Source organism: Luteibacter sp. SG786 (genome assembly GCF_011759605.1).
In the GTDB taxonomy this organism is placed as follows: Bacteria; Pseudomonadota; Gammaproteobacteria; order Xanthomonadales; family Rhodanobacteraceae; genus Luteibacter.
The window spans coordinates 2027541-2047715 of record NZ_JAAOYX010000001.1 but is presented as its reverse complement, the minus strand read 5'-3'; the positions used below and the strand labels follow the sequence as shown (position 1 = coordinate 2047715).

22 protein-coding genes are annotated in these 20175 nt (G+C 67.2%); 8 read left to right on the top strand and 14 right to left on the bottom strand.

Going from position 1 to position 20175, the window contains the following annotated elements; all coding sequences use genetic code 11:
* Positions 1 to 364: 364 nt before the first annotated feature.
* On the bottom strand, positions 365 to 910 hold the full coding sequence (locus tag FHS47_RS09450; RefSeq protein WP_167026125.1) for a glycine zipper 2TM domain-containing protein: 546 nt from the start codon (positions 908 to 910) through the stop codon (positions 365 to 367).
* 207 nt (positions 911 to 1117) lie between these two features.
* Here FHS47_RS09450 and cysS point away from each other — a divergent pair, with 207 nt between their 5' ends.
* A complete protein-coding gene (gene cysS / locus FHS47_RS09445) occupies positions 1118 to 2497 on the top strand; it encodes a cysteine--tRNA ligase (protein ID WP_167026122.1) in 1380 nt (459 codons plus the stop codon).
* The gene (locus FHS47_RS09440; RefSeq protein ID WP_167026120.1) at positions 2494 to 2931 is read left to right on the top strand and encodes a SufE family protein; all 438 of its coding nucleotides are present in this window, start codon (positions 2494 to 2496) and stop codon (positions 2929 to 2931) included. The genes cysS and FHS47_RS09440 overlap by 4 nt, the downstream gene beginning before the upstream one ends.
* A 58-nt stretch (positions 2932 to 2989) precedes the next feature.
* On the opposite strand, the gene dksA is transcribed toward FHS47_RS09440, so the two are convergent.
* Positions 2990 to 4045: an RNA polymerase-binding protein DksA gene (gene dksA / locus FHS47_RS19765; protein WP_167026117.1), complete on the bottom strand. Its 1056-nt coding sequence runs from the start codon at positions 4043 to 4045 to the stop codon at positions 2990 to 2992.
* Between the two features lie 129 nt (positions 4046 to 4174).
* Between dksA and yidD the strand changes: the two genes are divergently transcribed.
* The 3 genes from yidD to FHS47_RS09420 are packed head-to-tail and all read left to right on the top strand — an operon-like array spanning position 4175 to position 6580.
* Complete coding sequence (yidD, locus tag FHS47_RS09430) at positions 4175 to 4459, top strand: membrane protein insertion efficiency factor YidD (protein ID WP_167026114.1); 285 nt, start codon at positions 4175 to 4177, stop codon at positions 4457 to 4459.
* Positions 4452 to 5792 (top strand): dihydroorotase, encoded by a 1341-nt coding sequence (locus FHS47_RS09425; RefSeq protein WP_167026112.1) that lies wholly within the window; start codon positions 4452 to 4454, stop codon positions 5790 to 5792. The genes yidD and FHS47_RS09425 overlap by 8 nt, the downstream gene beginning before the upstream one ends.
* Positions 5789 to 6580, top strand: coding sequence for a M23 family metallopeptidase (locus FHS47_RS09420; RefSeq protein WP_167026109.1), 792 nt, complete (start codon positions 5789 to 5791; stop codon positions 6578 to 6580). The genes FHS47_RS09425 and FHS47_RS09420 overlap by 4 nt, the downstream gene beginning before the upstream one ends.
* A gap of 100 nt (positions 6581 to 6680) precedes the next feature.
* Here the strand turns inward: FHS47_RS09420 and folE2 are convergent, their stop codons facing one another.
* The 7 genes from folE2 to efp form a co-directional block, all read right to left on the bottom strand.
* Positions 6681 to 7604 (bottom strand): GTP cyclohydrolase FolE2, encoded by a 924-nt coding sequence (folE2, locus tag FHS47_RS09415; RefSeq protein WP_167026106.1) that lies wholly within the window; start codon positions 7602 to 7604, stop codon positions 6681 to 6683.
* Between the two features lie 101 nt (positions 7605 to 7705).
* Entirely contained in the window at positions 7706 to 8542 is an 837-nt protein-coding gene (locus FHS47_RS09410; RefSeq protein WP_167026105.1) for a squalene/phytoene synthase family protein, read from the bottom strand.
* Entirely contained in the window at positions 8539 to 9219 is a 681-nt protein-coding gene (locus FHS47_RS09405) for an HAD-IA family hydrolase (protein ID WP_167026102.1), read from the bottom strand. The genes FHS47_RS09410 and FHS47_RS09405 overlap by 4 nt, the downstream gene beginning before the upstream one ends.
* A complete protein-coding gene (gene ubiG, locus FHS47_RS09400) occupies positions 9216 to 9923 on the bottom strand; it encodes a bifunctional 2-polyprenyl-6-hydroxyphenol methylase/3-demethylubiquinol 3-O-methyltransferase UbiG (protein WP_167026099.1) in 708 nt (235 codons plus the stop codon). Before ubiG ends, FHS47_RS09405 begins: the two co-directional genes overlap by 4 nt.
* Positions 9924 to 9928: 5 nt before the next feature.
* Positions 9929 to 10213, bottom strand: a complete 285-nt coding sequence (locus FHS47_RS09395) for a YciI family protein (RefSeq protein ID WP_208381884.1) — start codon at positions 10211 to 10213, stop codon at positions 9929 to 9931.
* Positions 10210 to 11547: a TRZ/ATZ family hydrolase gene (locus FHS47_RS09390; protein WP_167026096.1), complete on the bottom strand. Its 1338-nt coding sequence runs from the start codon at positions 11545 to 11547 to the stop codon at positions 10210 to 10212. Before FHS47_RS09390 ends, FHS47_RS09395 begins: the two co-directional genes overlap by 4 nt.
* Positions 11548 to 11644: 97 nt before the next feature.
* Positions 11645 to 12223 (bottom strand): elongation factor P, encoded by a 579-nt coding sequence (gene efp, locus FHS47_RS09385; protein WP_167026093.1) that lies wholly within the window; start codon positions 12221 to 12223, stop codon positions 11645 to 11647.
* 65 nt (positions 12224 to 12288) lie between these two features.
* Between efp and epmB the strand changes: the two genes are divergently transcribed.
* Both epmB and FHS47_RS09375 read left to right on the top strand, forming a co-directional pair.
* Complete coding sequence (gene epmB / locus FHS47_RS09380) at positions 12289 to 13314, top strand: EF-P beta-lysylation protein EpmB (protein ID WP_167026090.1); 1026 nt, start codon at positions 12289 to 12291, stop codon at positions 13312 to 13314.
* Between the two features lie 101 nt (positions 13315 to 13415).
* Positions 13416 to 15482: an EAL domain-containing protein gene (locus tag FHS47_RS09375; RefSeq protein ID WP_167026087.1), complete on the top strand. Its 2067-nt coding sequence runs from the start codon at positions 13416 to 13418 to the stop codon at positions 15480 to 15482.
* A 182-nt stretch (positions 15483 to 15664) separates the two neighbouring features.
* Here FHS47_RS09375 and rplS read toward each other — a convergent pair whose 3' ends face one another.
* From rplS to ffh, 5 genes are all read right to left on the bottom strand, one after another.
* Entirely contained in the window at positions 15665 to 16060 is a 396-nt protein-coding gene (rplS, locus tag FHS47_RS09370) for a 50S ribosomal protein L19 (RefSeq protein ID WP_167026084.1), read from the bottom strand.
* Entirely contained in the window at positions 16057 to 16830 is a 774-nt protein-coding gene (trmD, locus tag FHS47_RS09365) for a tRNA (guanosine(37)-N1)-methyltransferase TrmD (RefSeq protein ID WP_167026081.1), read from the bottom strand. Before trmD ends, rplS begins: the two co-directional genes overlap by 4 nt.
* 19 nt (positions 16831 to 16849) lie before the next feature.
* Positions 16850 to 17365 (bottom strand): ribosome maturation factor RimM, encoded by a 516-nt coding sequence (rimM, locus tag FHS47_RS09360; protein ID WP_167026077.1) that lies wholly within the window; start codon positions 17363 to 17365, stop codon positions 16850 to 16852.
* Positions 17365 to 17616 carry a 30S ribosomal protein S16 gene (gene rpsP / locus FHS47_RS09355; protein WP_166699047.1) on the bottom strand — a complete coding sequence of 84 codons (252 nt, stop codon included), beginning with the start codon at positions 17614 to 17616 and terminating at the stop codon, positions 17365 to 17367. Before rpsP ends, rimM begins: the two co-directional genes overlap by 1 nt.
* Before the next feature lie 188 nt (positions 17617 to 17804).
* Positions 17805 to 19187: a signal recognition particle protein gene (gene ffh / locus FHS47_RS09350; RefSeq protein WP_167026074.1), complete on the bottom strand. Its 1383-nt coding sequence runs from the start codon at positions 19185 to 19187 to the stop codon at positions 17805 to 17807.
* Positions 19188 to 19361: 174 nt separating this feature from the next.
* Here ffh and ccsA point away from each other — a divergent pair, with 174 nt between their 5' ends.
* Positions 19362 to 20159, top strand: coding sequence for a cytochrome c biogenesis protein CcsA (gene ccsA, locus FHS47_RS09345; protein WP_167026071.1), 798 nt, complete (start codon positions 19362 to 19364; stop codon positions 20157 to 20159).
* Positions 20160 to 20175 lie beyond the last annotated feature (16 nt).

The following is a 20175-nucleotide window of genomic DNA, read 5'->3' as shown; positions in this document are numbered from 1 at the left end:
CAGGTGGCCCGGGGGCCGTGGAAAGGGGTGGGCGGAAACGAAAAAACCCGGCACATGGCCGGGTTTTTAGTCGATACGAATGAAACGCGCGCGACAGCCTACCCGGCAATGGGTCCGATGTACGGTCGACGAGCACGCGACGTCATCCCGGCGGCCATGCGGGCGCTGGTCAGGATGATGGCGGTGTAGACGGCGTGGGACACGGATGAGCCTGGGCAGGTGGAACGGCGATCATGCCGTGGATTGCTGCGGCGCGCAACAGGGGGGATGTGGGAGCCGCTTCAGCGGCGATGGGGCTCTCGGCAGGCAGGCCCGCTGCCGCGGGATCGCCGGCATAGCCGGCTCCCCCAGCGGTGTCGCCGACTCAGTCGGCCGGCGACACGCTCACGCGGACGCGCAGGCGCTCGCCCGGGTCGTAGTTGAGGCGGGACACGTAGACCTCGCCGCGGTAGCGGTATTCCACGTCGTAGCCGGCGATGCGGCGCTGCTCGGATACCGTGCTGACGTCGCGGCAGCGGGTTTCGGTGCCTTCGTACGTGCGGTCGCCGCGGTGGGAAATGCTGTTGCCCACGGCACCGCCGGCCACCGCGCCGGCCACGGTGGCGGCCTTGCGGCCGTCGCCCTTGCCGACGGTGTTGCCCAGCACGCCACCGACGACGGCCCCGAGGATGGTGCCTGCGGTGCTGTTGCCGCTGGACTCCTGGCGAACCACCGGCTGGTCGTAGCACTCCTGGCGCGGCGTTTCGACACGGGCGACGCCGTAGACGGGATCCACGCGCAGCACGTCGGCCCACCCGTAATGGGTGTTGTCGTCGGGGCCCGGACCCGGAGGACCGTATCGACCGTCCTGGGCTTGGGCACCGGTAGCGAAGACCGCGAGAACGAGCGCGGGGATAAGCAGGCGAGACATGTAGGAGAACCTCCAGCCAGGCGCAAGAGCGCGCCTACTGGCATGCATTTCAGCAAGTTCACGCTGAATCCACGCTTAGAAAGCCCGGGCGTAAGATGCATGCCCGTGTCAACCAAATTCGCGCCCGCGCGTAGGCCGCTTCCCCGGCCGCCCTTGGTACTATCCCGGACTGGACACTTGCACCCCCGCAGCACTCACGGACTGCCGATGCCGATCTCGCTCTACAACACCTTGTCGCGCCGCACGGAGGCGTTCGTTCCGCTCGATCCCGAACGGGTGACGATGTACCTCTGCGGACCCACGGTCTACAACTACATCCATATCGGCAACGCCCGCCCGGCCGTCGTTTTCGACGTGCTCACCCGGCTCATCCGTCGGCATTACCCGAAGCTCGTCTTCGCTCGCAACATCACCGACGTGGACGACAAGATCAATGCGGCCGCGGCCGAGGCCGGCGTGCCCATTGCCCAGATCACCGAACGCTACGCCCAGGCGTACCGCGAAGACATCGCGCGGCTCGGTGTCGCCCCCCCGGACGTGGAGCCGCACGCCACGGCCCACATTCCGCAGATCGTGGCCATGATCGAGCGGCTCATCGCCGGCGGCCATGCCTACGAGGCACAGGGGCATGTTCTGTTCCACGTCGAGTCCTTCCCGGCCTACGGCGCGCTCTCGGGTCGCGATCCCGACGAACTGCTGGCCGGCGCCCGCGTGGAAGTGGCGCCCTATAAGAAGAGCCCGGGGGACTTCGTCCTCTGGAAACCTTCAGACGCCACGCAGCCGGGCTGGGACAGCCCCTGGGGTCGCGGCCGGCCGGGCTGGCACATCGAGTGCTCGGCCATGAGCGAAGCCCATCTGGGCGACACCATCGACATCCATGCCGGTGGGGTGGACCTCACCTTCCCGCACCACGAGAACGAGATCGCCCAGAGCGTCTGTGCCCACGGCGGGCGTCCGTTCGCCCGGTACTGGCTGCACAACGGCATGCTCACCTTCGACGGGCGGAAGATGTCGAAGTCGCTGGGCAATGTGCTCCAGCTGCACGAGCTGCTGCGGCAGCATCCGGGCGAGGCGTTGCGCCTGATGCTGCTGCGCGGCCATTACCGGCAGCCGCTGGACTGGTCCGACGCCGCCATGACACAGGCCGTGCGCACGCTGGACGGCTGGTACGGCGCGCTGCGCGACATGGCCGATGTGGACGCAAGCGAGCCGACCGTGCCGGCGGCGGTGGAAGCGGCGCTGTGCGACGACCTCAATACCCCGCAGGCCCTGGCCGAACTGTCGCACCTGGCGGACGCCGCTCGCCGCGCCACGGGCGATGAGCGCCCTGCCGCCAAGGCCGCCCTCCTCGGTGGTGGCGCGCTCCTGGGCCTGCTTCAGCAAGATCCCGAAGTCTGGTTCCGCCAGGGCAACACCGGCGAAGCGATCGACACCGATGCCATCGAAGCGCTTCTGGAGGAACGCAGGGCGGCTCGTGCGGCGAAGGACTTCGCGCGCTCCGACGCCATTCGCGACCAGCTCAAGGATCTGGGCATCGCGATCGAAGACAGCGCCCAGGGCACGCGCTGGAGCGTGGTGAAGGCATGAACGCACCGGTGGAAACGAGCGCAGCGGAGGCTCAGGCTGCGATCGCCGAGGAATTCGCGTTCTTCGGCGACTGGACCGAACGCTACCAATACCTCATCGACCTGGGGCGCCAGCTCCCCCCGTTCCCCGACGAGCGCAAGACGGAAGAAAACCGGGTGCACGGCTGCCAGTCCATGGTGTGGCTGATCCCCTCGGGCAACGCCTCGCGGATGCATTTCGACGCGGCGAGCGATTCCGCCATCGTGTCGGGATTGATCGCGCTGGTGCTGCGTGTCTACTCGGACCGCTCCGCGCGGGAGATCGTGGAAACGGAGCCCGCCTTCATCCAGGAGATAGGCCTGGCGAAGCACCTCTCCCCCACCCGCTCGAACGGCCTGGCGGCGATGCTGGCGAAGTTGAAGGCATACGCCGCGGAAGCGCTGGCCGCGAAATAACCATGAAAAAAAGCCCCGCATCGCGGGGCTTTTCGTTTCCGGGTACCGGAAAGGCCGTTCAGTCGCCCATCTGCTTCTGCAGGTGCTCGCGGCGCTCCTGGGCATCCAGGGACAGCGTGGCGATGGGTCGGGCATCGAGACGATCGACGCCGATTTCCTCGTCGGTTTCCTCGCAGTAGCCGTACCGGCCTTCCTCGATGCGGCGCAGGGCCTTGTCGATCTTGGAAATGAGCTTGCGGTAGCGGTCGCGGGTGCGCAGTTCGAGCGAGTTTTCGGTCTCGCGCGTGGCACGCTCGGCTTCGTCGCCCACATCGCGGACTTCTTCGCGGAGGTTGTCCATGGTCTGGCGGGATTCTTCCACCAGTTGCTCGCGCCATTCCTTGAGCTTGTTGCGGAAATAGGCCAGGTGGCGAGGATTCATGTACTCCTCGTCGTCGCTCGGCCGGTAACCCTTGGGCAGGTCGATGATGGTGGAAGCGGGCAGCGCATAGCGGCCGTCTTCGCGCGTGATGCCGTTGTCGGCGGTATTGGAGGCAGTGCTGTTCATGCTGGCTTGCGCGGACTTCTCGTTTCTGGATGGGGTGGTGCCGCCCACCGCGGACGCTGTCCGTGGTGACGCGGTGGCAACGGACGAAGCCGTGCGACCCGTGGGGGACGCGGCGACGGGGATGGCCGTTGCGGTTTTCTTAGCTGCCGGCGCAGGCGCCGGAGCAGGTGTCTTTACAGGTGCCGCGGGGGCCTTCTTCACGACGGCGGCGGGCGCCGCCTTCTTGGCCACGGCCGGCGCAGCTTTGGCCGCTGCCTTCGCGGCGGGCTTAGGCGCAGCGGCCTTGGCCGGAGCCTTTGTCGGCGCTTTCTTGGCAGGAGCCGCCTTCGCGGGCGTCTTCGCTGCCGATTTGGCCACGGCTTTCTTCGCCGGCGCAGGGGCGGCCTTCTTCGGGGCCGCCTTGGCAGCAGCCTTCGTCGGCGACTTCGCCGCCGCTCGCGGCGCCGTCTTGGCCGGTGCCTTGGTCGTCTTCGTGACCGCTACCGTCTTGGCTTTCTTCACGTCGCCGGCTCCGCCCTTCTTGGCGGGTCCCTTGGCGGTTGCGGAACTACGAGCGTTTTTCGCCATTTCCTTCACCTCGGTGGCCGTGGCGGCGGGGTGTTATAGCCCAGATGCGTTACCCCAGCAACCTAGGGCCTGTTTACACTATTCGCATGCAAACAGGCCTCGGTCTTCTGGGATACTGTCCGCTGGCCTATGCCGGTCGATACCGGACACACAGTGACCCGCCTCCTCCTATTCCTGCTGTCCCTCTACAAGCGGTGGCTGAGCCCGATGCTCGGGACACGCTGCCGCTTCCATCCATCCTGTTCCGATTATGCACGGGTTGCCATAGCGCGCTTCGGGCCCGCGCGCGGCGGCATGCTCGCCGCGTGGCGCATCCTGCGCTGCCAGCCGCTGTGCGAGGGCGGTCTCGATCCCGTGCCGGAACACTTCGTCCTGCGCCGCTGCGGCGCCCAAGGAGCACATACCCATGACTGACGCCTGGCTCATCCAGAACGCGGAACTGATCAACGAAGGCCGACGCTTCATCGCGGACGTGCGCGTGCGCGGCGGAAAAATCGAAACGATCTCGCAGGGCCTGGAAAGAAACCGTGACGAACAGGTTATCGACGCCACGGGACTCTGGCTGATGCCCGGCATGATCGACGACCAGGTGCACTTCCGCGAGCCCGGCCTCACCCAGAAAGCCGACATCGCGCACGAATCGCGCGCCTGCGCCGCCGGCGGCATCACCAGCTTCATGGAAATGCCGAACACTAAGCCGCCCGCGCTCGACCGCGAATCGCTGGAAGCGAAGTACGCCCGCGCGGCGGAAACCTCGGTGGTGAACTACGCCTTCTACCTCGGTGCCAGCAACGACAACCTCGAGGCCATCCGCGCGCTCGACCCGAAAAGCGCGCCCGGCATCAAGGTGTTCATGGGTGCGTCCACAGGCAACATGCTGGTGGACAACCCGGAGACGCTCGACCACATCTTCCGTGACGCGCCCACGCCCATCATCACGCACTGCGAAGACACGCCGATGATCGACGCCAACCTTGCGAAGGCGCACGAGAAGTACGGCGAGGACATCCCCGCCTGGGAACATCCGCACATCCGTTCGCGCGAAGCCTGCATCAAGTCGACGCGCCTCGCGATATCGCTGGCGAAGAAACACAACACCCGGCTGCACGTCCTGCACATCTCCACCGCCGACGAGCTCGCCCTGTTCGAGCCGGGCCCGATCGAAGGCAAGCGGATCACGGCGGAAACCTGCGTGCACTTCCTTCATTTCGGCGGCAAGGCCGATTACGACGAGAAGGGTTTCCTCATCAAGTGCAACCCGGCGATCAAGGATGAAGCCGACCGGGAGGCCATCACGAAAGCGTTGGCCGAAGGCCGTCTCGACGTCCTCGCCACCGACCATGCGCCGCACCTGCTTGAAGAGAAGGCACAGAAGTACGACAAGGCGCCTTCAGGCCTCCCCCTCGTGCAGTTCGCCCTGCAGGCGGCGCTCGAGCGCGTGTTCGAAGGCAAGCTCACGCTCGAACGCGTGGTCGAAACCGTATGCCACGCGCCCGCGAAGCTGTTCGACGTGGCTAACCGCGGATTCCTCCGCGAAGGCTATGCCGCCGACCTCGTCCTGGTGGACCCGAAGCGCAAGCACACGGTCACCCGCGAAGAGGTGCTGTCCAAATGCGGCTGGTCCCCGTTCGAGGGCACCACGTTCAGCAGCAGCATCGCGTCGACGTTCGTCAACGGACGCCGCGTGTTCGACGGCACGACGGTGGACGACACGGTTCGCGGCCAGCGGTTGGCTTTTGATCGATGAGGACATTCTCAAGCGCGCTCGCCGCGCTCCTGTTGTCCGCTCCCGCCCTGGCCAGCACCGCCTCGCTGCCTGAAAGCGTTTCCCAAGGCGCGCTGGTCGTCGGGCACGCCACGCCCGGCCAGCATGTGACCGTGGCAGGCAAACCGGTTCGCGTGGGCGCCGACGGCGTGTTCGTCTTCGGCGTCGGAAGGGATGAGCAAGGTCCCGTCGACGTCGCCATCGGCAATGACCGCCGGCGGCTGGCCGTCACCCCGCGCGACTGGCCGGTGGAGCGGGTGAACGGCGTACCCCCGAAAACCGTGAACCCGCCGCCGGCCATCGCCGCCCGCATCGCGCGCGAGCAGGCCGAAGTGGTCGCCGCGCGCGATCGCGACGACGCGCGGGAGGATTTCGCGCAAGGGTTCATCTGGCCGGTGACGGGCCGCATCAGCGGGCGCTTCGGCAACCAGCGCATCTACAACGGCGATCCCAAGGCACCGCATTCGGGCATGGACATCGCCGTGCCCGAAGGCACGCCGGTGAAGGCGCCGGCCGCCGGCGTGGTCACCTTCGCCAAGCCCGACCTCTACCTCACCGGCGGCACGCTGCTGCTCGACCACGGTTTCGGCCTGTCGTCGAACTTCCTGCACCTCTCGCGGATCGACGTGAAGGTGGGCCAGCGGGTTCGCCAGGGTCAGGTGCTCGGCGCGGCCGGCAAGACCGGGCGGGCCACGGGGCCCCACCTGCACTGGGGCTTCAACTGGTTTGGCGTACGGCTGGATCCGCTGCTGCTGCCGGGGATCCAGTAGAGCTCGTGGTATGGGAGCCGCTTCAGCGGCGATGGGGCTTACGACAAGGTTGCCCGCTGCCGCGGGATCGCCGGCATAGCCGGCTCCCACGAAAGGCCTTTCAGCGGACCTTGGAGGCGAAGGCCACCGCGTCGTGCGGATGCAGGCTTTCATGGTGCGCCACCCGCAGGTGGAAGTCGGCGATGTTCGGATCGCTCGACAGCGCCTTCTGGATGCGCCGGGCCGCGTCTTCGCAGAACATCAGGTTCTGTCCGTTGGCGAGGGCGAACGCCTGCTCGTCGGCGCGCTTCACCGCCGTCTGCACGGGCGTCCCGAGGGCCGCTTCCACGTTGTCGATCATGCCGATCAGCGGAAAGACCCCGTCGCCCGCCGGCCGCACGCGAATGGTGGCCGTGCTGCGCTGGGCATGCGGCGTGGCCACGATGCCCTGCTCCGTGCCCAGCCATGCCAGGATCGTCTCGCGATCCAGCGGCTGGTCGGCGGCGAACGTTTTCGCGAAGTTGTCCTGGATCAACTGACGGGACAGCGCCGCCGACGCGGGACAGGTGGACGAATACACCACGTCGGTGGTGATCTCGATGCGGAACTGGCTGCCGGTGAGCGTGGCGTCGATCGTGATCGGATACGCGCGCCAGCCGCTGTTGTCGCTGCGCAACGAGCGGCGCCGGACGAGGTGCTCGAAACCGACGGTGAGGCGCGCGTGGTCCGACAGGCCATCGTGTGACGCAAGGAACGATTCGAGCAGCGCCCGAATGCCTGCCGCGGTCAGCGGGCCCGACGACAGCGCTTCGGACACCAGCAGATAGAGCCGCGACATGTGGATGCCGCGCGCTTCGGGCTTCGTCAGGTTCACGAAGGCGCCCACGCGGGCACCGGTGGAGCGCACGTCGCCGTCGCCGGCGTCGAACGCCACGGGCATTTCCATGCCATCCATGCCTACCCAGTCGAGGGTGCCGATGGCCAGGGCGTGCTCCTGTGAGGCGACATCGGGCAGCAGGCGGGTGGGAGAGTCGTGGATGTACATCGGGGAAGGATCCTTAGGGACGTGCCATTGACCGGCTTACCGTGTCCGAGATGGGGTATCGGTGGAAGGGGCTCAATGCTTAGTGCCGGGAAACGGTGCGTTCAGCCAAATCGGCCTGCATGTCGGGCCGAAAGCCAGGCGCGGATCGCCGTCATGGGCCCGGAACGTGACTGCCGGCGATGCAGCTCCGCGAAGGGTTCCCCCGCCTTGGCGGCCGCGGCGGCCGTGGCCAGCGACGTACGCCCCTCCAGGCCCCGGAAGGTGCTCAGGGGCTCGCCGAGCGCCAGCGCGTCGCGAAGACCGGCCGCCAACTCCGCCAGTTGCTCGCGCAGGGCCTCGCGGCGTGCCGGGGAATCGTCCTTCAACTGGCCCCGTGCCAGGGCATGGCGGGCCAGCCGGGCCATCGGCAGCGGCAGGCGCTCGCGCTCCGCATCCAGCTCCAGCCGTGACAGCGCGAAAACGAGGTGCGAGAGGGTGGCGACGCGTGCCGCGGATTCCGTCGGCGCGGATTCGCCGAACCACCACGCGTTCTCCAGTTCGGCCATGGCGCCATGCAGGCCGCGGGAAGCCGTGACCTGGGCCGCGAAGTCGGACGCGGTGCCCTGTTCCAGCTGGGCCATGGCCGCGAGCACGGGTGCGAGCCACAAGGCGCCGGGGACGGCGCGCGCCCTTTCGCTAGCGAACAGCAGCTTCGTCAGGGGGTGCCTGCCGCCGCTCGCCGGGGCCCCGGCGAGTTCCTCCGCCCACCATTGCAGCTTGGCCGCGGCCACCTGCGGCTCGCGGATGCCGTAAGCCGACGCCACGATCTCCTGTTCCAGCGCGGCCAGCGCGACCCGCTCGTCGCGCACACTTTCGTCGACGAAGCCGAGCGCGACCCGCTGCTGCGGCTGCACCGCCAGCCATTTGTCCACGAAACCCTGGGTGGCACCGTCCGTCACGCCGGAACCTCGCCCACGCCCAGCAGGGCAGCCAGTTCGTCGGCCGTGTCCAGAACCGCATCGGCACCCCAGCTGTCGGGATCGCCGCCGTCCAGGTAACCCCAGCGAACCGCCACGGTGAACATGCCCGCCGCATTGCCAGCGAGGATGTCGCGCCGGTCGTCGCCCACGAAAACCGAACGCGACGGATCGCATCCCGCCAGCGCGCAAGCGTGCAGTACCGGTGCCGGGTCCGGCTTCTTCACGGGCAGCGTGTCGCCGGAGACCACCGCGGCGGGCTTCCAGTGCGGCATCGCCTGCGGCAGCAAGGCGTCGGTGAGAAATCCCGGCTTGTTGGTGACGATACCCCAGCGGATGCCCGCGGCATCGAGCCCGGCCAGCATCGCCTCGACGCCTTCGAAGGGCACGGTTCCCTCGGCCATGGCTGCCTCGTAGATGGCGAGGTAGCGCGGCACGAGCTTCAGGATGTCGTCCGCGTTCGCGCCTGGAAAGCCGCTGCCGATGATGGCCCGCGATCCACGCGAGACGACCGGGCGCACGCTCTCGTATGCCGGGGGCTCGATGCTCTGCTCCGCACACAGCACGCGCAGCGCCGCGTAGAGATCCTGCGCACTGTCCAGAAGCGTGCCGTCGAGATCGAAGAACGCGCCTTCCGGCTTGAACGGCAGGCCCCTCACGCCGCTTTCCTCGCCGAGAGCACGTAGTTCACCGAGGTGTTCGGCGACAGCGACGCGTTGCGCGTGAGCGGGTTGTAAGCCAGGCCTTGCAGGTCTTCGAGTTCCAGCCCGAAACGACGCAGCATCGCCGCGACCTCGGAAGGCTTCAGGAACTGCGCGTAATGGTGCGTGCCGCGCGGCAACAGGCGCATGAGGTATTCCGCGCCCACGATGGCGGCACCGAACGCGGCGGGGGTGCGGTTGAGCGTGGAGAGGAACAGCTGACCGCCCGGCTTGAGCATGGCCGAGAGGTCGCGAACGAGGGCCAGCGGATCGGGCACATGCTCGATCATCTCCATGCAGCAGACGACGTCGAAGGAGCCGGCCTCGGCTTCCGCGAGTTCCGTCGACGACTGCACGCGGTAATCCACCTGCAGGTTCGATTCGAACAGGTGCAGCTTCGCGATCTGGATCAGCTTCTCGCCGAGGTCGATCGCCGTGACGTTCGCTCCCGCGCGCGCCAGCGCTTCGCTGAGCAGGCCGCCGCCGCAACCCACGTCCACCACCTTCGAGCCACGCAGTTCGGCGTGGCCGGCGATGTACGCGGCGCGTACCGGATTCAGGTCGTGCAGCGGACGCGATTCGCCGTCCGGGTCCCACCAGCGTGCGGCGAGCTTCTCGAAGCGGGCGATTTCCTCCGCGCTGACGTTCGACTGGTTTTGCATGATGGTCAGTCCTTTTTGCCGGGACGGCGCACGCGCCACTCGTGCACCGTGAGGGTGGACGAGCCGGTGATGTGCAGCGGGTCGCTGTGCGCAAGCTGCATGGCGGTGGCCATATCCGTGGCGCGCAGAATGTAGGCACCGCCGGTGCCGTCCGTGAACGGGCCTGTGAGTTCGAGCAGATCCTGTTCGATCAGGTCTTGCAGGAAGGCCTGGTGGCTCTCGCCGGCCTCCGGCTGGAAGTCGGGCGTGCGCATGGCAAGCACGAGGTAGAGATGCAAGGGTTCGTTCATGCTGCGTCCTCCGCGGCGATGCGTTCCCGCCATGCGCGCGCCTTGGCACGGATGGCGGCGGTGTCGATGTCGACGAGTTCGCCGGACGCAAGCTTGCGCCGCCCGTCGATCCAGACGTCGCTGACCTGATGCCGGCCCGTGGCGTACACGAGCTGCGACGCCACATGGTAGAGCGGCTGCGTTTCCAGCGCGTCGAGACGCACGGCGGTGAGGTCGGCCCGCTTGCCGGGCTCGATCGACCCCACCCGCTCGCCGAGACCGATGGCCGCCGCGCCGTTGAGGGTGGCGGCGCGCAAGGCGTATGCCGCGTCGAACGCCGCCGCGTTGCCCGCCACGGCCTTGGCCAGCAGGGCTGCCGTGCGCATTTCGCCGAACATGTCGAGGTCGTTGTTGGAGGCGCAGCCGTCGGTGCCGATGCACACGTTCACACCGGCCGCGCGCAGTTTTTCGGCTGGGCAGAAGCCGGACGCGAGCTTGAGATTGGACTCAGGACAATGCACCACCGACACCCCCGCCTTCGCGCAGGCCGCGATTTCCGCGTCGGTGAGCTGGGTCATGTGCACGGCCACGAGCCGGTCGTTCACGAGCCCGAGCTTCTGCAGGCGCTGGAACGGGCGGATGCCGTCCTTCGCCACGGCCTCTTCCACTTCGTGCGCGGTTTCGTGCGTGTGCAGATGCACGGGAATGTCGAGCTGGTCGGCCAGCATGCGAATGCGTTCGAAGTTCTCGTCGGACACCGTGTACGGCGCATGCGGCACGAAGGCCGTGGTGAGCAGCGGCTCGCCGCGCAGGCTGTCGTGCACTTCCAGCGCGCGGCTGAAGTACTCGTCGGACGTCTTGGCCCATGCGGTGGGGAAATCGATCACCGGCAGGCCGATCACCGCGCGAAAGCCCATGGCGCGGTAGGTGGCCGCGATCACGTCGGGGAAGAAGTAGTTCTCGTTGGCGCACGTGGTGCCGCCGCGAATCATTTCCGCCACGGCCAGTTCCACGCCGTCACGAATGAAGTCCGGCCCCATCACGCGGCCTTCCGCGGGCCAGATGTGCTCCTGCAGCCAGGTCATCAGCGGCATGTCGTCGGCGAGGCCGCGCAGCAGGGTCATGGGATTGTGCGTGTGCGCGTTCACGAGGCCGGGGATCAGCGCGTGCTCGTCGAGCACGACGCGCTCGCGCGGTGCGTAGCTGGCGCGCGCTTCGGCGATCGGCAGCACGGCGACGATCTCGCCCCCATGCACGGCGACGGCGTGATCGTCGAGAACCACGGCGTGCGGCTCGACGGGGACGACCCAACGGGCCTCCACGAGGAGATCGATTTCGGTGGGGCTGGCGCTCATCTGGGCCTCTCGGTGGGGACGTCGGGAGCCGATACGAAAGCGGCACGGGAGCCCCGCGTGGGGCTGCCGTGCCGCGATGGAGGGCGAACTGCTGGCCTTACTTGACGCGGCTGTCGTACTCGCCGGTACGGGTGTCGACCTTGATCACTTCGTCCTGGTTGACGAAGAGCGGCACGCGCACCACGGCACCCGTTTCCAGCGTGGCCGGCTTGCCGCCGCCGCCCGAGGTGTCGCCGCGGACGCCGGGGTCGGTCTCGACGATCTTCAGTTCGACGAACTTCGGCGCCTGCACCGCGATGATGTTGCCGTTGAAGAGGGTGATGACGCATTCCTCGTCGCCCTTCAGCCACTTCCAGGCATCGCCCATGGCGGCCAGGTTGGCGCGGTATTGCTCGAAGGTTTCGGAGTGCATGAACACCCACTCGCGCTCGTTGCCGGTGCCTTCCACGTAGGAGAAGCTGGCATCGGTGTCGACGGCGTCGGCTTCCTCGAAGGAGTCGCTGGACTTCAGCGTCTGCTCGGTGGTGCGGCCGTCCTTGAGGTTGCGGATGCGGATGCGGGTGAACGCCTGGCCCTTGCCCGGCTTGATGAAGTCCGCCTCGGTGATGACCCAGGGATCGCCGTTGTGAAGGATCTTCTTGCCCGTTTTGACGTCATTGAGGCCAAGGGTCGCCATGCGAATCTGCTCCAGAGCTAAAATAGAGGTTGTCACGGGCCTCTGGGCCCGATCCAAGGTCCATAATGATAACCGCAAGCCCCTCCTCCCGCCTATCGCCGCCCTCCCGGGACTGGCGCGAGGTCTGGCGGGAATCGATCACCGACGCCCGTGAACTCCTGGCCGCCGTCGGCCTCGCCCACCGCACCGACCTCCTTCCGGCGGATGACGCGGGCTTCCCGCTCCGGGTCCCACGTGGTTTCGTGGCGCGCATGCGCCAGGGCGATCCCACCGACCCCTTGCTGCTGCAGGTCCTTCCCCGCGCCGTGGAGCACGAGACCCGGCCGGGCTACACCGTGGACGCGGTGGGCGACATGGCCTCCCGTGCCGGGCACGGGGTGCTGCACAAGTACGACGGCCGCGCCCTTCTGATCGCCAGCGGCAGCTGTGCCGTGAACTGCCGTTACTGCTTCCGCCGCCACTTCCCGTATGCCGAGGAGATCGCCGCGGCCGCGCAGTGGCGCGAGGCCCTGGCCCACGTGCGGGCCGACACCTCGATCCGCGAGATCATCCTCTCGGGCGGCGACCCCCTTTCACTGGCCACGCACAAGCTCGAGGAACTCACTCGGGGCCTGGCCGAACTGCCCCACGTGATCCGGCTGCGCATCCACACGCGCCTGCCGGTGGTGCTGCCGGAGCGCGTCGACGAAGCCTTTACGGCGTGGCTTTCCGCCCTGCCGTTGCAAAAATTGGTGGTCCTGCACGCCAACCACGCGAACGAGTTCGACGAGGGCGTGGACGCCGCCTGCGCGCGCCTGCGGGCCGCGGGCGCCAGCCTGCTCAACCAGGCCGTGCTCCTTCGCGGCGTGAACGACGACGTGAACACGCTCACGGCGCTGGCGGAACGATCGTTCGCAGCGGGGGTGCTTCCCTACTACCTGCACCAGCTGGACAAGGTGCAGGGCGCCGCGCATTACGAGGTCGACGACGATCGGGCCCTGTGGCTGATGGAAGCCCTGCGAGGCCGCCTGCCCGGCTACCTGGTGCCCAGACTGGTGCGTGAACTCCAGGGCGATCCCGCCAAGCGACCTATCACCGATTTTGCGCGTTAGTATGGACGTCATCCGGTCGGGCCGACCCGTCCGGACCGCGCTATGGGGGAACGGACCGGCCAGCCGGTTCGCGGGATAGACCAGCGGTACTTCGGAACGGCATGAAACACGACAACGTCATCAGGATCCTCTTCATCGAGAGCTCGGTGGAAGACGCCGAGCTCTTGATCAACGTTTTGCGCAACGGCGGCATCGCGGTGCGCCCCGCACGGGCCACCAACCCCGACGAGATCAAGGCCTGCCTCGACGAGATCGTGCCTGACCTCGTACTGATGAATCCGGCCGTTCCCGGCATCGACACGGCGGCGGTGATGCGCCAGCTCGACGCCAGCGGCCGCGACCTCGCCCTCATCGCCGTGGTGGATGGCCTGGCGGACGACGAGGCGGTAGCCGACCTCATGGTGCGAGGCTCGCGCGGCGTGGCGCTACGCAAGCGGCCCGACCAACTCCTGGCGGTGGTCCAGCGCGAATTCGAGGCGCTTTCCACCCGGCGGCAGGTACGTCGCCTGGAAACCTCGCTGCGCGAGACCGAACGCCGCTGCGACGCCCTGCTCGACTCCTCCCGTGACGCCATCGCCTACGTGCACGAGGGCATGCACGTGCGCGTCAATCAGGCATACCTCGAAGCGTTCGGCTTCGCCGAGTTCGACGACATCATCGGCCTGCCTATCCTCGACCTCATCGCCGGCACCCACGCCGACGATTTCAAGAACACCCTGCGCGCGTTGTCGAAAGGCGAGAAAGTGCCGCAGGCCATAGAGCTGCTGGCCCGCCGCGACGACGGCGGCACGTTCAAGGCGATGGTCGACTTCGCGCAAGCCACCTTCGAAGGCGAGTCCTGCCTGCAGATCGTGTTCCGCCAGCAGACCGTCGACGCCGCGCTCGTGGCCCAGCTGCAGCGCGATCCGGTCACCGGCCTGTTCAACCGCGCGCGCACGCTCGAGTCCATCGACCAGGCCGTGGCTGCGGCGGCGGCCGGCAATGCGGGCCAGGCGGTGATCCTGCTCGAACCGGACAACTGGAAGGACATCGTCGCGAGCGCCGGCATCGGCAATGCCGACCACCTGCTCGCGGCGCTTGCCGCGAAAGTGGGCGAATCCATCGACGAGGACGACATCGCCGGCGTCGTCGGCGACCACACGCTCGGCCTGATCCTGTCGCCGCGCGGCGACCTGGAACACGCCGCCCTCACCGAGCGCCTTCGCACGACGATCGCGGAAACCATTTTCGACGCGGGTTCGCGCTCGCTCACGGTCACGGTCACCATCGGCGGCACGCTGCTCGCCGAAAAGAACGCCAACACCGAAACGGTGCTGGAGCAGGCCAGCGCCGCCTTGCGGGCCGCGCAGAACCAGGGCGGCAACCGGGTGGAACTGCACGACCCGAGCGCCCGCGAGAAAGCGGATGCGGAGCGCGAGCAATACTGGCTGGATCTGGTTCGCGAGGCGCTGGCGCAGGACGGCCTGCGGCTTTACCACCAGCAAATCATCAGCCTGCAGGACGCGGCCGGCGAGCACTACGAGATCCTCGTGCGCATGCGCGGCCCCAAGGGCGACGTGCTGCCGTCGTACTTCTTCCCCGTGGCCGAGCGCAACGGCCTGCTGCCCGCCATCGACCGCTGGGTGCTGGGACACGCTATCGACGCACTCGCGCACCGCGAGAACGACGGGCTGACCACCACCTATTTCGTGAAGATGACCCTGCAGTCGCTCGAGGATCCAGATCTCCTGCCCTGGCTCGTGCGTCGCCTGCAAGGCGCCAATCTCCGCCGCAGCAAGCTCGTCATCGAGATGCCGGAATCGAAGGTGCTCACCAGCCTGCGCCCCACGCAGGAGTTCGTGGCGGGCTGGCGCCAGGCCGGTGGCGGGTTCGCCATCGAGCAGTTCGGCTCCGGTCTCAATTCGTTCCAGCTGCTGAACCACGTCGAGGTCGACTTCCTGAAGATCGACCGCAGCTTCATGACCGACCTGCCGCAGCACCCGGAAAACCAGAAGAAGATCGCCGAGATCTGCAAGGAAGGCCACGCCTCCGGCAAGCAGACGGTGGCCGAATGGGTCGAGGACGCCGTGAGCACGTCGCTGCTGTTCGCCTGCGGCGTGGACTTCATCCAGGGCAACTTCCTGCAGGAGCCCGCGAAGGTGCTGGCCGAGGAATACATGCCGGTCTGACCGCCGGCCCTCGCGAAGCCCTGTGGGAGCCGGCTATTGCCGGCGATCCCGCGGCAGCGGGCAGGCTTGCCGCAAGCACCCATCGCCGCTGAAGCGGCTCCCACACAAAGCAAGCAAGCTCCCGCACAACGAAAAAAGCCCGCGATCGCTCGCGGGCTTTTCGTTTGCCGTGCGGTAGCCGATTACTCGGCGGCGGCGGCAGCCTTCTTCGCGGCCTTGGCGGCAGCGGCGGCGGCCACGTCTTCCTTGATGCGGGCGGCCTTGCCTTCCAGACCACGCAGGTAGTACAGCTTCGCGCCGCGGACCTTGCCCTTGCGCTTCACTTCCACCGAGTCGATGGCGCGGCTGTGCGACTGGAACACGCGCTCCACGCCGGTGCCGTGCGAGATCTTGCGCACGGTGAAGGCGGAATGCAGGCCGCGGCTGCGCTTGGCGATGACGATGCCCTCGAACGCCTGGACGCGCTCGCGGTTACCTTCCTTCACCTTCACATTGACGACGACGGTATCGCCAGGACCGAAATCCGGCAGCTGGCGGGCGATCTGCTCGGCTTCGAACTGTTGGAGGAGTTTGTTCATGGCGCACCTGTCAAATTTGTAGCGTTTAGCCGTTCGTAATCACGGCGGAATTCGTCCAGCAATGCCCTCGACTCGTCGTCGAGCACACGCTGCGTTAGCAGATCCGGCCGGCGCAGCCAGGTACGACCCAGCGACTGCTTCCGACGCCAGCGGCGAATAGCCGCGTGATCGCCGGAAAGCAGCACCTCCGGCACGCCGCCCCACGCATCGTGATGCACGGGACGGGTGTAATGCGGGCAATCCAGAAGGCCATCCGAGAAGGAGTCCTGCTGGGCGGACTGCGCGTCGTTCAACGCGCCTTCCTGTAGACGACCCACCGCATCGATAACCACCGCTGCGCCGAGTTCCCCGCCAGACAGCACATAATCGCCGATTGAGAGCTCTTCGTCGACCTCGTGCTCGAGCAGGCGCTCGTCCACACCCTCGTAACGTCCGCAGATGAGGGCGATTCGCGGCATCTTGGCCAGCGCTTCCACCCGCTTCTGCGTCAGCCGCGCACCTTGCGGGCTGAGGTAAATCACATGCACCGGCTCCGGTGCGGCCTCGCGGATCGCCGCCAGGGCGGCCCGCAGGGGTTCGATCAGCATCACCATGCCGGGCCCGCCGCCGAAGGGACGGCCGTCCACGGTACGGTAATTGTCGGTGGCGAAGTCGCGAGGGTTCCAGGTTTCCACCTGTAACAGTTCGCGCTGCTGCGCCCTTCCGACCACCCCGATCGCGGCCGACTGGCGGACGAAATCGGGAAACAGCGAAACCACGTCGATGCGCATGATCTTCAGGCTTCGCGTATCAGAACTCGGGGTCCCAGTCCACCACGATGCGCCCCGCGTCGAAATCGACGGAATGCACGTAGGGGCCCTGGACGAACGGAATCAACCGCTCCCTGTCGCCTTCCTTCACCACCATGACGTCGTTGGCGCCCGTGGCGAAAAGATGGCTCACCCTTCCCAGGCTGGCGTTTTCCTTGGTGACGACCTCAAGGCCTTCGAGGTCGGTCCAGTAGAACTCGCCCGGTGCGGGGGGCGGCAGCGTGTCGCGCGAAACCGTGATTTCGCAACCGACCAGCGCGGCCGCCTGGTCGCGATCCTCGATGCCCGGCAGGGTGGCAACGATGCCCTTTCCCTGCGCGCGCCCTCGGATTCCGTTCATCTCCCGCTCCACACCCGGCGCCGTGAGCAGCCATGGCTGATAGCGGAAGATCTGGATGCGGGGTTCGGTCCAGCTTTCGAGCTTGACCTGTCCCTGCACGCCGTGGAGCCCGACAATGCGCCCAACGCGGACGCGCTTCCCGGACTCCGTCGACATCAAGCAGCCAGCTTGCCGGCTTCCTTCACGAGGGCACGGACCTTGTCGGTCAGCTGCGCACCCTTGGCCACCCAGGCCTGGACCTTGGCGACGTCGAGCTCGAGGCGCTTGTCGGCGCCCGAAGCGACCGGGTTGTAGTAGCCCACGCGCTCGATGTTGCGGCCATCGCGCGGTGCGCGCTGGTCGGTCACGACGACGTGATAAAACGGACGGCCCTTGGCGCCACCGCGCGAAAGACGAATCTTAACCATAAGTTACGAGCTCCAGAATGCCGTAGTCCGGCAAGGCGCGCGCGAGAAGCGGGCGCGGTAAAGCCGAACATTGTAGTGAAAATTTCGAGTGTGTAAAGAGTTAACCGTAAACCGTGAGCTGCCGCCGCGGCCCCGGGGACCGCCGCTATTACTTACGGTTCACTGCTCACGGTTCACTCCGGGCCGCGTCAGCGGCCCGGCGGCATCATGCCGCCCATCCCGCCCATGCCCTTCATGGCGCCGCGCATCTGCCGCAGGAGCCCCTTGCTGCCGCCCTTGGACAGCTTGGACATCATTTTTTCCATCTGCATGTACTGCTTCAGCAGGCGGTTCACGTCGGCGGGCTGCGTGCCGGAGCCACGCGCCACGCGGGCCTTGCGCGAGCCGTTGAGGAGGTCCGGATGGCGGCGCTCCTTCTTCGTCATGGAGCCGATGATGGCCACCATGCGCTTCAGCTCGTTGTCGTTGACCTTGGACTTGACGCTGTCGGGAATGCTGGACATGCCCGGAAGCTTGTCCATGAGGCCCGCCAGGCCACCCATGTTGCTCATCTGCTCAAGCTGGTCGCGCATGTCGTTGAGATCGAAGCGCTTGCCCTTGATGACCTTCTCGGCCAGCTTCTGGGCTTTTTCCTGGTCGACCTTGCGCTCGACTTCCTCGACCAGCGACAGGACGTCGCCCATGCCGAGAATGCGCTGGGCCACGCGGTCGGGGTGGAACGGCTCCAGGGCGTCGGTCTTCTCGCCTGCGCCGAGGAACTTGATGGGGCGGCCGGTGATGTAGCGCACCGACAACGCCGCACCGCCGCGGGCATCGCCGTCGGTCTTGGTCAGGACCACACCGGTAAGCGGCAGCGCATCGGCGAAGGCCTTGGCGACGTTCGCGGCGTCCTGGCCGGTCATGGAGTCGACCACGAACAGCGTTTCGATGGGATCGAGGGCACCATGGAGGGCCTTGATCTCGGCCATCATGGCCTCGTCGATGTGCAGGCGGCCGGCGGTATCCACCAGCAGCACGTCGATGACCTCGCGGCGGGCCGCCGCCACGGCGGCCTTCGCGATGTCGACCGGATTCTGCCCGGCCTCGGAGGGGAAGAAGGACACCTCGACCTGGCTGGCCAGGGTGCGCAACTGCTCGATCGCCGCCGGACGATAGACGTCGCAGCTGACCACCATCACGCGCTTCTTCTTGCGCTCCTTGAGGAAGCGGGCCAGCTTGCCGACCGTGGTGGTCTTGCCCGCGCCCTGCAGGCCCGCCATGAGCACGACGGCCGGCGGCTGCGCGGCCAGGTTCAGTTCGCTGTTGGCGGCGCCCATCACGGACGTGAGTTCGTCGCTGACGACCTTGACCAGCGCCTGGCCCGGAGAAAGGCTCTTCAGCACTTCCTGGCCCACGGCGCGCACCTTCACGCGCTCCACCAGCGCCTTCACCACCGGCAGGGCCACGTCGGCCTCGAGCAGGGCGATGCGCACTTCGCGCAAGGTTTCGCGAATGTTTTCCTCCGTCAGCCGGCCGCGGCCACGCAGGCGGTTGACGGTGTCGGACAGGCGCTGGCTGAGGGATTCGAACATGAGGGATTCGGCAGGATGCGGTAAACCGCGGATTATAGCCGAACCTTCGATCTGCCACTTTGTGGGAGCCGCCATGGCGGCGAGAAGCCAACGGAACGATGAAGCGGCGAGGGGCGCCCCTCGCCGCTATAGCGGCTCCTACAAAGCCACCGCTCTATGCCACACTGCGCCCCCATGATCGTCACCGCCCTTTCCCTGGTCGCCGTGGTCCTTTACCTGTCCGCCGCCGGCGTTCTCGCCCGGCCGCTCGCGACGGGTGGGCAGCCGCTCGCGCGCTGGGGCATGACGCTCGCCACCTTCGCGGCGCTGGCGCACGGCGTTCTCCTTCTCACGGCCCATCGCGGCACGCTCGACCTGCACTTCTTCGCCGCCCTCTCTCTGGTGGCGTGGATCGCCTCGACGCTCACGCTGGTGGTGAACCTGTCCCGCCCCGTCGCCGGCCTGGGCATCCTGATCTTCCCGTTGTCGGCCGTGCTTCTCGGCATCGACGCCTGGCTCGCGCCCAGCACCACGCCGCAGTCGATGACGTGGCAGATCGAACTGCACGTGACCATCGCGGTGTTCGCCTTCGGCATCCTCTCGATCGCCGCCGCGCTGGCGGTGCTGCTCGCCATCCAGGAACGCGCGCTCCGCCGCAGCCGTTTCGGCCACTGGTTGCGTGCCCTGCCCCCTCTCACGCTGACGGAAGTACTGCTGTTCCGCCTCATCGCGGTGGGCTTCGTGCTGCTGACCCTCACGCTGGTCACCGGCGCGCTCTTCGTGGGCGACCTGTTCGGACAGCACCTCGTACACAAGACGGTGCTGTCGATCATCGCGTGGATCGTCTTCGGCGTGCTGCTGTGGGGCCGCTGGCGGTATGGCTGGCGCGGCATTCGTGCGGTTTATCTCACGCTGATCGGCATGGGCATCCTGCTGCTGGCGTTCTTCGGCACGAAAGCCGTGCTCGAGTTGATCCTGCACAGAACGCCATAGCGCAAGCCGGCGTGCC

Bases quoted from the DNA above. Each gene is read 5' to 3' on its own strand.
- FHS47_RS09450 (WP_167026125.1), bottom strand. From the start codon at position 910: ATGTCTCGCCTGCTTATCCCCGCGCTCGTTCTCGCGGTCTTCGCTACC.
- cysS (WP_167026122.1), top strand. From the start codon at position 1,118: ATGCCGATCTCGCTCTACAACACCTTGTCGCGCCGCACGGAGGCGTTC.
- FHS47_RS09440 (WP_167026120.1), top strand. From the start codon at position 2,494: ATGAACGCACCGGTGGAAACGAGCGCAGCGGAGGCTCAGGCTGCGATC.
- dksA (WP_167026117.1), bottom strand. From the start codon at position 4,045: ATGGCGAAAAACGCTCGTAGTTCCGCAACCGCCAAGGGACCCGCCAAG.
- yidD (WP_167026114.1), top strand. From the start codon at position 4,175: ATGCCGGTCGATACCGGACACACAGTGACCCGCCTCCTCCTATTCCTG.
- FHS47_RS09425 (WP_167026112.1), top strand. From the start codon at position 4,452: ATGACTGACGCCTGGCTCATCCAGAACGCGGAACTGATCAACGAAGGC.
- FHS47_RS09420 (WP_167026109.1), top strand. From the start codon at position 5,789: ATGAGGACATTCTCAAGCGCGCTCGCCGCGCTCCTGTTGTCCGCTCCC.
- folE2 (WP_167026106.1), bottom strand. From the start codon at position 7,604: ATGTACATCCACGACTCTCCCACCCGCCTGCTGCCCGATGTCGCCTCA.
- ubiG (WP_167026099.1), bottom strand. From the start codon at position 9,923: ATGCAAAACCAGTCGAACGTCAGCGCGGAGGAAATCGCCCGCTTCGAG.
- FHS47_RS09395 (WP_208381884.1), bottom strand. From the start codon at position 10,213: ATGAACGAACCCTTGCATCTCTACCTCGTGCTTGCCATGCGCACGCCC.
- FHS47_RS09390 (WP_167026096.1), bottom strand. From the start codon at position 11,547: ATGAGCGCCAGCCCCACCGAAATCGATCTCCTCGTGGAGGCCCGTTGG.
- efp (WP_167026093.1), bottom strand. From the start codon at position 12,223: ATGGCGACCCTTGGCCTCAATGACGTCAAAACGGGCAAGAAGATCCTT.
- epmB (WP_167026090.1), top strand. From the start codon at position 12,289: ATGATAACCGCAAGCCCCTCCTCCCGCCTATCGCCGCCCTCCCGGGAC.
- FHS47_RS09375 (WP_167026087.1), top strand. From the start codon at position 13,416: ATGAAACACGACAACGTCATCAGGATCCTCTTCATCGAGAGCTCGGTG.
- rplS (WP_167026084.1), bottom strand. From the start codon at position 16,060: ATGAACAAACTCCTCCAACAGTTCGAAGCCGAGCAGATCGCCCGCCAG.
- trmD (WP_167026081.1), bottom strand. From the start codon at position 16,830: ATGCGCATCGACGTGGTTTCGCTGTTTCCCGATTTCGTCCGCCAGTCG.
- rimM (WP_167026077.1), bottom strand. From the start codon at position 17,365: ATGTCGACGGAGTCCGGGAAGCGCGTCCGCGTTGGGCGCATTGTCGGG.
- rpsP (WP_166699047.1), bottom strand. From the start codon at position 17,616: ATGGTTAAGATTCGTCTTTCGCGCGGTGGCGCCAAGGGCCGTCCGTTT.
- ffh (WP_167026074.1), bottom strand. From the start codon at position 19,187: ATGTTCGAATCCCTCAGCCAGCGCCTGTCCGACACCGTCAACCGCCTG.
- ccsA (WP_167026071.1), top strand. From the start codon at position 19,362: ATGATCGTCACCGCCCTTTCCCTGGTCGCCGTGGTCCTTTACCTGTCC.